Origin of the sequence: Vallitalea longa, from assembly GCF_027923465.1 — a bacterium.
Lineage (GTDB): Bacteria > Bacillota > Clostridia > Lachnospirales > Vallitaleaceae > Vallitalea > Vallitalea longa.
Genome location: NZ_BRLB01000015.1, coordinates 124,944 through 136,987 on the forward strand (window position 1 = coordinate 124,944; position 12,044 = coordinate 136,987).

The following is a 12,044-nucleotide window of genomic DNA, read 5'->3' on the forward strand; positions in this document are numbered from 1 at the left end:
ATATTAAAAACAAAATTATAAGTATCATTTTTCTATAAATTAAGTTAAAACAAATATTAACTATTATAATGAGAATTCTGTCATAAATGTATAACAAAATGTCTAATTTTTACATTTTAATTATATAGATAGAATTCTCTTATTATTTTCTTAAAATTTTATAAATAAGCCTTTAACATATTGTAAATATATGGTAATATATTATTATAATGTTAAACGGGGTGATCTTGTGTCTAATCTAAATCATACTATAACAGAAAAATTTCAATGTACAGTTAAAGAAAACGATTATTTCAATAAAAACATACTTGATCAATTAGCTAAATTACAAGAAGTTGCTGCAAAACTTAATAAAAATATTATCAGAGCTTGCACTTATTGTGGTTGTATTGAAATTAATGCAAATAATAAGCTCTATTCTTATAATGATGATATTAATCTAGATATGATTAAAATTCTTGATCCTCATCATATTACAGGTACACTCTGTGAAGACTGTAGAGATAGAATTGAAAATGATATCGGAAGTTGTCTTTATCACTTGGCTTGTATCAGCAACTCCTTTGATCTTAATCTAAACGGTATCCTATTACAAGAAATGAACAAAGTAAATCTGCTTGGAAAATTCAACATTGAATGAAATGATAAAATAATTTTGGAGATAATATAGGAGAATATCCATCAGCCACTAGCAATCTATATATTGGTTGAATTTTGTGTTAGTAGCTTATTGCTACATATTCCCCTATACTATCTCCATGTTAATATTTTTCTATTATTTCAATTTAGATTTGCTTAACTAATGTACATGTATTTCACCTTTATAGCCTTACAAAAAATGGTATATATTGTTCTCTTAGATAAACATTTTCAACTAGAATATATTATTTAAAGCTTCAGCTACATTATTTACACCGATTATTTCTATTCCATCTATTTTAATACCTTTTACATTAGTTTTTGATATAATACATTTTTTGAAACCCAATTTCTTAGATTCTAATATTCTTTTCTCTGCCATTGTAATTCCTCTAACTTCTCCTGTAAGTCCAACTTCTCCCATAATTACAGTTTTAGAATCTACGGGAATATTCTTGAAACTAGATGCAATAGCACATACAATACCCAAATCAAGACTTGGTTCTGTAATCTTTAATCCTCCAGCTATATTAACATAACTGTCATAACTAGCTAACTGCATACCTATCTTTTTTTCCAAAACCGCCATAAGTAGTACAACTCTATTATAATCTGTCCCTGTTGCAGTTCTTCTAGGCATACCAAAATTGGTAGGACTAGTCAAAGCTTGGACTTCTACCAACATAGGTCTAGTTCCTTCCATACAGCAAGTCACAATTGAACCAGGAGAGTTGATTGGTCTACCAGTCAACATATATTCGGAAGGATTTGGTACTTCCTCCAATCCTTTGTCTCTCATTTCAAAAACACCAATTTCATTAGTAGAACCGAATCTGTTTTTAACTGCTCTAAGTATTCTATATGAAGCACTCCTAACCCCTTCGAAATATAATACAGTATCAACCATATGTTCTAATACTCTAGGTCCAGCGATGGCACCTTCTTTAGTGACATGTCCAACAATAAATGTAGATATACCTAACCCTTTTGCAACTTTCATTAGAGCCGCAGTTACTTCTCTTACCTGACTGACACTACCTGCCGCTGAAGTTATATCATCACTGTAGATAGTTTGGATAGAATCAACTATTACAACACTTGGTTTTGTTTCTTTTATGACTTTCAAACAATAAGTCAGATTAGTTTCAGTGTATAGAGTTAATTTGTCCCCATTAACTCCCAGTCTATCACCTCTCATTTTAATTTGCTGCAAAGATTCTTCACCTGATATGTATAATACATCAATATCTTGGTCACATAGATACTGACACATCTGTAATAGCAATGTGGATTTACCGATTCCAGGATCTCCTCCTACCAATGTTAGAGAACCTTTTACTATACCTCCACCAAGAACACGGTCCAATTCACCTATATTGGTTGTTAGTCTTTCTTCCTCATTCATTTCTATACACGAAAGTTTTTTAGGTTTGCTTTTTATATTTATATCGTTATTAGTATGTACATTCTTTGTTTTTATTTTGATTTCTTCAACAAATGTATTCCATTGTTTACATGCTGGACATTGTCCCATCCACTTTGCTGATTCATTACCACATTCTTGACATACAAATACACTTTTCTGCTTGGCCATAACATCCTCCCTTATTTTTGTTATCTAAAATAAATATCTACAAAATAGAAATAGGGGCATTATAACCCCTTAAGTCTATCAAAATCTAATCTGAAATTATTATACTGCTATAATTATATCTTTAATAACAAAATAATAATTGAAACCAAACCCATACAAAAATTGACTAAACATAGAAATGTAACTACTTGCCTCTGATTTAATCCTGCTGACAAAAGTCTGTAATGAACTTGACTTCTATCTGCCTTATACACAGCTTTTCCTTCTAAAAAGCGTTTTATTACTACAAAGATGTTATCAAATATTGGTACACCCAAAGCAAGAATTGGTATCAGTAATGACAAAACAGTCGCTTGCTTAAAAGCCCCATCTAACGCAATAACTCCTAATATATATCCTATGAAAGTCGCACCTGCATCACCCATATATATTTGAGCAGGTTGCTTATTATATTTCAAATATCCTATTAGTACACCAGTTAATATAATGGCCATCATGGCTGAATTCACCTGACCTTTAGCTAATGCAACAATAAATAATGTTATAGCGGATATAGCTGAAATACCACCAGCTAAACCGTCCAATCCATCAATAAAGTTAATAACTGTTGTGACACCAAAAATCCATGTGACAGTTAATAGAAATTGTAGTATCACAGGTAGTAAAACATATTCATGAGTTATTGGATTAGTAAAACCATAAAAAATCATACCAGATTGATAGGCAACAATCGCTGCACCCACTTGCACGATAGATTTAGGTAATGCTGGAAATTCTTTTTTCTTAGTTTTAAACCAATCATCAATAATACCAATGGATAAAATCATTAACGAACCAATAAGTAACGCTATAGATTTGCTATTTATTCCTTCAGAAAAAGACAAATAAGTGACCATAAAGCCTAAGAAGATTCCGACTCCAGCTAAGCCAGGAACAGGTTTTTTATGGATTTTCCTAGATGTTGGTTTATCTACAAAATCAATTTTTATTGCGAATTTCTTTAGTTGTGGAATTAACAGATACACGATTAAAAAAGCTATTAAAAAAGCTATTATGTAATTCATAGTTATCCTCCTCATTTGTACAACAAAATAATAGCATAAAAGAATTATATTTACAAGATTATACCATTCTTTTGATGCATAAAAAAGGACAGCTATTTAAGCTGTCCCATGTATTATGCTTTTTTTATCATTACGTTTTGCATCCCACAACTTGAAAAATCAACACTAAAACTTACTTTTCCAGCTAAATTAGCTTTCATCTTGCCTACTTGTACTTGATTTATATATATCCTATATTCTTGGTCTGCTTCTAATTCTAACGTAATCTGTGCATCTTCTATTCCTTCAACTTGAAAATCAATTATTTTATCGCTAATTGAAAAATTATGGACTGTTGTTCCTGGTACAGACTCGAAAAGCAGTCTCCCATTTTTTTCTAATCTTGTTATTTCATTATAAGTTTTAACTTTATATATATGTCCATCAACTTCAAAATTAATTACCTTTTTCTTTTCATCCATTAGATGATTACCAAAACTTAAAGTATTATCATCTTCTACCCTGATTAATTCTTGAATACCAGCCATCTTTACCCTCCTATATTGTCGTAAAAAGTTGAATAACTACATTATATATTATTTTATATTTAATTACCAGTAGAAAATTAATTTGTTACCTATAAATTACTGATTTGACATATATTCCTATCAAAATCATCTATTAATATTTTATCTATTATAACATAATACCTATGAAAATAATATGGTAATTATTTTAAACAGTAAAAATCAATTCATCTTCTGATACATCTACAATAACTTTGTCCCCATATTTGATTTTCTTATCTAGTAATTCTTCAGCTAGTTTGTCTTCTACCTTTGATTGAATAGCCCTTCTTAGTGGTCTAGCACCATAGGCTTCATCAAAACCTTCTTTTGCCAGATAGTCTTTTGCTTCATCAGTTACTTCAAGCTCAATACCAACATTTTTCTTAAGCCTTATTGCAACTTGACTTATCATGATTCCAACAATTTCACGTATGTTTTCTTTAGTCAATGAATGGAATACTATAAGTTCATCAATTCTGTTAAGGAATTCTGGTCTGAATAATCTCTTGACTTCATCCATTACATTTTTTCTCATATCCTCATAGTTTTTCTTTTCATCTACTTCAGAAACAAAACCTAATTTTATTGGTGAAACAATATTTCTTGCACCAACATTAGAAGTCATTATTATTACGGTATTTTTAAAATTGACTTTTCTTCCCTGAGAATCTGTTATATGTCCATCATCAAGAACCTGTAATAATATATTAAAGACTTCTGGATGAGCTTTCTCTACTTCATCAAATAGAATTACTGAATATGGTTTTCTTCTTATTTTCTCACTTACTTGACCACCTTCATCATAACCAACATATCCTGGAGGTGACCCTATCAATTTGGAAACACTGTGTTTTTCCATATACTCAGACATATCAACTCTTATAAGTGCACTTTCATCTCCAAACAATGCTTCGGCTAAAGCTTTAGTGAGTTCAGTTTTCCCAACACCTGTTGGACCTAAGAATAAGAATGAACCTATAGGTCTTTTAGGATCTTTTAGCCCTACTCTTCCTCTTCTTATAGCTTTTGAAATCGCTGTAACTGCTTCATCTTGTCCAACAACTCTCTTATGAAGATATTCTTCAAGATGCTTAAGCTTTTCACCTTCTTCTTCAGTAAGCTTTTTAACTGGTATTCCTGTCCAACTTGATACTATATCAGCTATTTCTTCCTCTTTAACTGTTTGATTGGACATAGAATTCTTGGATTGCCATTCAAGTTTTGAAGCTTCTAATTTTTCTTTAATCTCATTTTGCTTTCTCTTGATAACTCCGGCCTTCTCGTATTCTTCAGTTTTTATAGCTATCTCTTTATCTTTTTCCAGTTCTTCTAATTCTCTTTCGAGTTCTTTAATATCAGGTGGTGCTGTAAAAGTGCTAAGTCTTACTTTGGAGGAAGCTTCATCTATTAAATCTATCGCCTTATCTGGTAGATAACGGTCAGTTATATATCTATTTGATAATTTTACCGCAGCAATTACAGCTTCATCTTTTATAGTGACTTTATGATGGGCTTCATACATACCTTTTAATCCTCTGAGTATTTCTATTGATTCATCTTCTGAAGGTTCTTCTACCTTAACAGGTTGGAATCTTCTTTCCAGCGCTGAATCTTTTTCTATATGTTTTCTGTACTCATCTAATGTAGTAGCCCCTATAAGTTGAATTTCTCCTCTTGCTAGAGAAGGCTTCAATATATTTGAAGCATCAATAGCTCCTTCTGCAGCTCCTGCTCCCACTATCGTATGAATTTCATCAATAAATAATAAAACATTTCCTGCTTCTTTTATTTCTTTTAATGCCTTCTTGATTCGATCTTCAAATTCTCCTCTATATTTTGAACCTGCAACCATTGATGATAAATCAAGAGCTACCACTCTTTTATCTTTTAATGTCTCTGGAATATTACCATCACAGATTCTTTGAGCTAATCCTTCTGCAATAGCGGTCTTACCTACACCAGGTTCTCCTATAAGGCATGGATTATTTTTAGTCCTTCTACTAAGTATCTGTATGACTCTTTCAATTTCTCTATCCCTACCTATTATAGGGTCAAATTCTCCCGCTCTTGACATATTAGTTAAATCTCTACTGAATTGGTCTAATACGGGAGTATTTGTTTTTTTATTAAGAACTTTTACGTCAGTTTCTTTATTAAGAGGTGATTCTCCAAGATTTTTTAAAATAAGTTGATATAATTTTTGGACAGTTACACCTGAACTGCTTATTAATTTTACAGCAATACAATCTGTTTCTTTTAATAAAGCAAGTAATATATGTTCAGTACCTATCATCGTTGTCTTCATACTAACCGCTTCACGTAAACTTGATTCAAGCACTCTTTTTGCTCTCGGTGTAAAATCTTCTACATTTGAAACCGTAACATTGCCTATTATACCTATCTTTTTAATCTTTTCTAATATAACCTCTTCCGTTATACCTTGGCTATTTAATATCTTACCAGCAACTCCTCTGCCTTCTTTTATTAGACCCAAGAGGATGTGCTCTGTTCCAACATAACCAATACCTAATTCCTTAGCTATTTGTCTAGATAAATTAATAGCTTCTTGAGCACGTCCAGTAAATCTACCCATCATAAGTTAACTCAAATCCTTTCTTATATAATAATTTATATTATCTTTGGCAAGTTGTTTCTTATATAAGTTGCTCTTTCTATGTCTCTTTCTTCCAATCTCAACTCTTTATTTATATTTTTTTGAAGATTAGCAGGCTGTATACAAGTCATCAATCCATATATATTAATAGGATTGTTAACATCTGACTTAAATATTCCCAATTCATATCCAAGTTTTATATCAGATAATAGACTCATAGCTTCCTTAGATGTGATAATTCTAGCATTAGCTAAAACACCATAGGAACGGAATACAGCATCTTCAAATTGCAACCTTTTCGCACTTAACAATTTTATTCTCAAAGCTCTCTCTTGTTCTACAATTTGCTTTGTTAAGCTAGTTAGATTATCTATAATCTCATTTTCTGAATGACCAAGTGTAATCTGATTAGATATCTGAAATACACTTCCTCTCGCTTTGGATCCTTCACCATAGATACCTCTAACCGTTATACCAAATTTTCCGATAGCATCTAAAATAAATTGTAGTTTTCCTGTTGTTTCAAGTGCTGGAACATGTATCATATATGAAGCCCTAAGCCCTGTTCCAACATTGGTAGGACAAGAAGTCAAATAGCCTATTTTCTCATCATATGCATAAGTTATTTTTTTTTCTAATAAATCATCTATTTTATAAGCATTGTCTAGTGCCTCTTGTAAATTTAATCCATTAGTTATAGATTGAATACGAAGGTGGTCCTCTTCATTAATCATAATGCTTATACTTTCATCTTCTGATAGAATCAATCCAGTAGGAATTGATGACCGTACGAAATTAGGACTGATAACATGACGTTCAACCATAGCTATTTTTTCTATTGGGGATAATTCATCCATATTGATGGAACGAAAGTAACTGTTATCTTCATGTATGTTTATAACTGCATCTTTTACATCTCCTATAATCATAACAGCATCTTCATCTGATATTTTACTAGGGAAATTATATTTTTCAATATTCCTGGCTAATCTAACTCTACTAGATATAACTACATCATCACTAACAGAATTTTTTTCAAACCATTTTAACATATGCCGCCCTCCTTCTTTAATGCTCTTATAGCATCTCGAAACTTAGCAGCATCTTCATATTCTTCTTTAATTACAGCTTCTTTCAGTTGGTTTTCTAAAGATTGTATTTGTCTTCTAACAATTATTTTCCCACCCGTTCTCTTTGGTATTTTACCTACATGGACATTACTTCCATGAACTCTTTTGATAACGGGGCTAAGAAGATTAGCAAAAGTTTTATAACATTCACTGCATCCGAATTTACCTTTTTTCTTGAATTCTTCATATGTCATACCACATTTATTACAACTAATAACATCTTTTTTATCATATTTGCTAATAATGTTTTTATTAATATCCAAAAGACTGCTAAGGAAACTTTCAAAGGAAATATCATTTTGTGGATACAGTCCTTTTACTTCCATAGCACATTTACTGCATAAATGAATTTCTTGTTTTTTTCCATCAACAGTTTTATTTAAGTATACAGTCGCAGGTTCTTTATGGCATCTTTCACATAACATGATTAATTCCCTCTTTATTAAAATAATATTTTTCTAAATGTATAGAACAGAACTTGTCTAAGTACTATAAATAAAAAAGTGACCAAGATTATTCACTTTTTTATTATAACCTATAATTACTAAGGTTCAACTATATATTAATCCATACAAACATTTTACTACATAAATACATATTTTACCAACATTACATACATATAATATTATATCATATTAATAGAGAAATTGGACAATTTTTTAAATCATTATTTTTATTTGTTTTTACTTATTAGATTTTCAAGATCTTGTTCTGTAACTGCATTTACATAGCCAATAATTTCTCCTTGTTTACTAATTACATATGTGGTTGGATATCCATTGATATAATAATTATCTGTTGCAGTACCATCAGAATCAAAGACTACAGGAAATGTTACATTCAAATTATTTAACCAATTCAATACTTCACTAACTGGCTTTTCATTGGCATCGTGCTGTACGTTAACTCCTATTATTGCTACTTCATCTTTATATTTATTATATATCCTTTGAAAAGCAGGCATTTCTTCTCTACAATAAGTACACCATGTTGTAAAGAAATTTACCAATATCAATTTTCCTTTATAATCAGATAATGTATAATTACTACCTTTTCCATTACTTAATGTAAAATCAGGTGCAGAAAAAGTTTGTGTCACTTCATTATCCGTTCCAGTTTCTTTGTCACCTTCTGGTACTTCTTCTGTTTTATTCTTATTGCTCTCATCTGTGGTTGGTTGCTGTGGTTCCTGTTTATCTTCTACTTTTTCTTCTACTGTATCTTTCTCTTCTACTTGTTCCTCTTTGGCCTTTTCTTCATTAGTCTTATCCCCATCAGTTTCATCCTCTGTAGTTTCATCTTCATCTAAGATATCCTTATCATCTTCACCATTCAATTCTATATCAGTATCATTACCACCATTTATTTCATTTTCACTATCATCTTTATCTTTTTTACATCCAGTCATCAAGATAAGAACTAATACCAACATTATTATCATATTTATTTTTTTCTTGGTCTTCATTAATAATCACCTCTATTTATAGTTAATTTTGTTTTCTTTAAAATTCTTAACTTTATTTCATTACTTATACATTTATTTTGATACCACCAACAGTGATAACGTATTGGTGTACAACATGATACCCATAATAATCATTAATAATCCTGCAACAAATTTAATCTTATCAAAATACTTATAGATTCTTTTATAATTGTTAATGAATCTACTTAGTAATAATGCTGATATTAAAAATGGTATCGCAAAACCGATTGAATAAACCAACATCATAAATCCTGCTCTCATATAATCTTTCTCAAAACTAGCTAAAAAAAGTATAGTTCCAATAATTGGTCCATTACAAGGTGTCCACCCAAAACTAAATGTTATTCCAAGTAGTAATGACTTTAGAAAATTAGGACTATAGTTTTTGTAATGATATTTCTTTTCTTTATTGAATAGCTTTATCTTGAATACTCCAAGAAAATAAAGTCCAAAAATGATTACTAATATTCCTCCTACTTTCCTTATAGAATCTTGATATCTTACTAGAGTATCATTAATAACTTTTGCTCCAAATCCTAGAGTTATATTAAGTATAGAAAGCCCAAGTACAAATGCAATAGCATTAATAATCATTATCTTTCTTATGTCTTTATTATTTTCTAGATTCGTAATTGTAGTCCCTGCAAGATAACTAAAATACAAAGGTAGTAAGGGTAATACACAAGGAGTAAAAAAGGATAAAAAGCCATTAAATATCGCTACCCAAAAAGTCAATTCATTTCCCATATATGTTTTACTGCCTCCTAAATCTAAATATTTCATACTGATTTTCAAGTTGCAAGTTCTTCATTTATATATTACTATATTACAATTAACAAATCCATAACATTCTTAAAAGTTAACATAATAGTAAAAAACTTAACAAAATGTCCACAACTATAAGCATTAAAGAAAAATAAGTTAATTTATATAAAAAATGCTCCCCCTTGACTCATTAATTAAGGCAATATTGGTCCATCTTCAGTGTCTTGTTCTACATTTGAAATCATCCTTTTGAACATATCACCATCTACTGCTCCCGACCTAGCCATCATACCAATTTCATGTGATGTTAGATTACCCATATAAGGACGTTCATTCTTAACATTTGGATATGGTTTATCTTCTGTAATTTCTTGTGATACACCATTATCATTATCATAATTAGCATTTTCAATTTTTTCACTAATTCCTGATTCTTTCTTAATTTTATTAGTATTACTTTTATTATCATTGGATCCTACTTGTTTCATGTTGATTATCCTTTCGTTGAATAATATTTTTTTCTAAAAAAATAGAGATAGCTGTAACTATCTCTATTTAGTGTATGTTATTATTATATTATTATACAAATTGAATTTAAGAATTCGCAGTTCTTTTTAACTGCTTAATTGCAGAATCTACTGTTGGTATGAATAATAGAATAACTGTCAAAAACACTTCAACTGCTATATAAGATATGTTATATGCAATGGAATATAACACAGGATCCATATTTACTCCTTCAGCATAACTAGTAAAGAATATGACCCCTGTCAAAAAGTGGCATATGAATCTTCCAAAAGTCCCTATGAATAGACCTTTTAATAATCCGTTTTGTGATTTTTTAAAGATTCCAGACAAACCAAGAGCACCAAATGCAATAGGATAATCCAATAACAATTGAGCCGGATGAACTACCCAAGGGTCGATTATCAACTGTAACAATCCATACGTAATACCACATATTACACCTTGAGTTGTGCCAAACCAGTATCCGATAAGTACAATAAACAGCATACTGAATGGTGTTATCGAACCACCTTGTGGAAGTTTAATAATCTTTAACTGAGATAATACAACAGCTATAGCTATTGCAATTGCTGAATATACTAATTCTTTAGTCTTCATGGTTTTTGACTTACTTCCAATAGATACTACTAACAGCAATAACAATAATGCTACTACGACAATAATAATTTGTCCTAGTGTTGAAGTAATTATTTTTTGCAATTCACCAGTAGAAATTGCATTCTGAAATTCTTGAAACATAATAAAAATCCTCCTTATATTTAGGAAGATCATTGACTGAAAGTAAACATATTAAATCGATCTAACGCTTCCCTACGACGGCATTACCCGCATCAGGTAAAAAGGGTCAGTAACAATATACTTTCTCAGCCAACTGGCTCCCCTAGCTAATTTTATATCACACATAATTTACTATTTTTTTACACATTTGTCAAGTCTTATATTTTTATAATTCCTTAGCTGGACTTTCAACCATTTCTTTTTCTACACTGGCTATCATTCTTTTGACCATTTCTCCACCTAATTTCCCTGCTCCTGCCATAGAACCTATCTGTGTAGATGTTAAATCAGCCATATATGAATCATCACTATATATATGTTTCCTGCTTTGTTCCTTATTTTCCGTTATGTTAATGTCTTTCACTATAATCCCATCCTTTTTGATTTTTATATCAGTATGATTATAGTTTTAATAATTAATAATATATTTATTCATTATAATTATTTAATTTAAGGATATGAATATATCTATAGTCTGGTTATTCATATCTTCTGAATCATTATGATACAATTCAAAATCAGTATCATATTTTCTATTCAAATCCATTTTCCATATTTCAGCCCAAACATCACCCACAGCTTTTACCATATCACCTTTAACTGTAAATTTAGCATATTTCCCTTCATTAATTGTTTTCGAATCTAAATCATCTTCATTAATGATTATATCCACTTCACAGCATGTCATAAATGTATAAGGTGATGTATGGTCTCCTTGGTAGTCTGTATATAAACCAATTCCTTTTCCATCAATCTTATGTTCAATAGATTCGTGACATGCTCCCCCACTAAACCTATAAAACGGTTTTGAGGGGGCTTCTTGGGATGTAGTAACCTAATGGTTACTATTATTACCAAGCTCTACGGGTAAGCCCTACCCTGTAATATTTTAATATTGC

Annotated in this window: 13 protein-coding genes and 1 riboswitch; of the genes, 1 reads left to right on the forward strand and 12 read right to left on the reverse strand. The window is 30.5% G+C overall.

The genetic code is table 11. From position 1 onward, the window contains the following. Positions 1 to 229: 229 nt before the first annotated feature. Positions 230 to 640, forward strand: coding sequence for a DUF1573 domain-containing protein (locus QMG30_RS19155; protein ID WP_281818227.1), 411 nt, complete (start codon positions 230 to 232; stop codon positions 638 to 640). Between the two features lie 234 nt (positions 641 to 874). Here the strand turns inward: QMG30_RS19155 and radA are convergent, their stop codons facing one another. The 12 genes from radA to QMG30_RS19215 form a co-directional block, all read right to left on the reverse strand. After that, a complete protein-coding gene (radA, locus tag QMG30_RS19160) occupies positions 875 to 2,233 on the reverse strand; it encodes a DNA repair protein RadA (RefSeq protein ID WP_281818228.1) in 1,359 nt (452 codons plus the stop codon). Between the two features lie 113 nt (positions 2,234 to 2,346). Then, positions 2,347 to 3,297 (reverse strand): MraY family glycosyltransferase, encoded by a 951-nt coding sequence (locus QMG30_RS19165; RefSeq protein ID WP_281818231.1) that lies wholly within the window; start codon positions 3,295 to 3,297, stop codon positions 2,347 to 2,349. A 113-nt stretch (positions 3,298 to 3,410) separates the two neighbouring features. After that, positions 3,411 to 3,824, reverse strand: a complete 414-nt coding sequence (locus QMG30_RS19170) for an endosialidase (protein ID WP_281818233.1) — start codon at positions 3,822 to 3,824, stop codon at positions 3,411 to 3,413. Positions 3,825 to 4,011: 187 nt separating this feature from the next. Continuing rightward, positions 4,012 to 6,441 (reverse strand): ATP-dependent Clp protease ATP-binding subunit, encoded by a 2,430-nt coding sequence (locus tag QMG30_RS19175; RefSeq protein WP_281818235.1) that lies wholly within the window; start codon positions 6,439 to 6,441, stop codon positions 4,012 to 4,014. A gap of 32 nt (positions 6,442 to 6,473) precedes the next feature. Next, a complete protein-coding gene (locus tag QMG30_RS19180; protein WP_281818236.1) occupies positions 6,474 to 7,511 on the reverse strand; it encodes a protein arginine kinase in 1,038 nt (345 codons plus the stop codon). After that, positions 7,505 to 8,014 (reverse strand): UvrB/UvrC motif-containing protein, encoded by a 510-nt coding sequence (locus tag QMG30_RS19185; RefSeq protein WP_281818237.1) that lies wholly within the window; start codon positions 8,012 to 8,014, stop codon positions 7,505 to 7,507. The genes QMG30_RS19180 and QMG30_RS19185 overlap by 7 nt, the downstream gene beginning before the upstream one ends. Positions 8,015 to 8,262: 248 nt before the next feature. Next, entirely contained in the window at positions 8,263 to 9,054 is a 792-nt protein-coding gene (locus QMG30_RS19190) for a TlpA family protein disulfide reductase (RefSeq protein ID WP_281818238.1), read from the reverse strand. Positions 9,055 to 9,126: 72 nt separating this feature from the next. Beyond that, positions 9,127 to 9,822 (reverse strand): cytochrome c biogenesis CcdA family protein, encoded by a 696-nt coding sequence (locus tag QMG30_RS19195; RefSeq protein WP_281818241.1) that lies wholly within the window; start codon positions 9,820 to 9,822, stop codon positions 9,127 to 9,129. Positions 9,823 to 10,034: 212 nt separating this feature from the next. Further along, complete coding sequence (locus tag QMG30_RS19200; RefSeq protein ID WP_281818243.1) at positions 10,035 to 10,328, reverse strand: hypothetical protein; 294 nt, start codon at positions 10,326 to 10,328, stop codon at positions 10,035 to 10,037. Between the two features lie 106 nt (positions 10,329 to 10,434). Beyond that, complete coding sequence (gene thiT, locus QMG30_RS19205) at positions 10,435 to 11,106, reverse strand: energy-coupled thiamine transporter ThiT (protein ID WP_281818247.1); 672 nt, start codon at positions 11,104 to 11,106, stop codon at positions 10,435 to 10,437. Between the two features lie 52 nt (positions 11,107 to 11,158). Continuing rightward, positions 11,159 to 11,260, reverse strand: a riboswitch (TPP riboswitch). Between the two features lie 51 nt (positions 11,261 to 11,311). Beyond that, positions 11,312 to 11,509 (reverse strand): small, acid-soluble spore protein, alpha/beta type, encoded by a 198-nt coding sequence (locus QMG30_RS19210; protein WP_281818248.1) that lies wholly within the window; start codon positions 11,507 to 11,509, stop codon positions 11,312 to 11,314. Between the two features lie 81 nt (positions 11,510 to 11,590). Continuing rightward, positions 11,591 to 11,911: a GyrI-like domain-containing protein gene (locus QMG30_RS19215; protein WP_491851252.1), complete on the reverse strand. Its 321-nt coding sequence runs from the start codon at positions 11,909 to 11,911 to the stop codon at positions 11,591 to 11,593. Positions 11,912 to 12,044 lie beyond the last annotated feature (133 nt).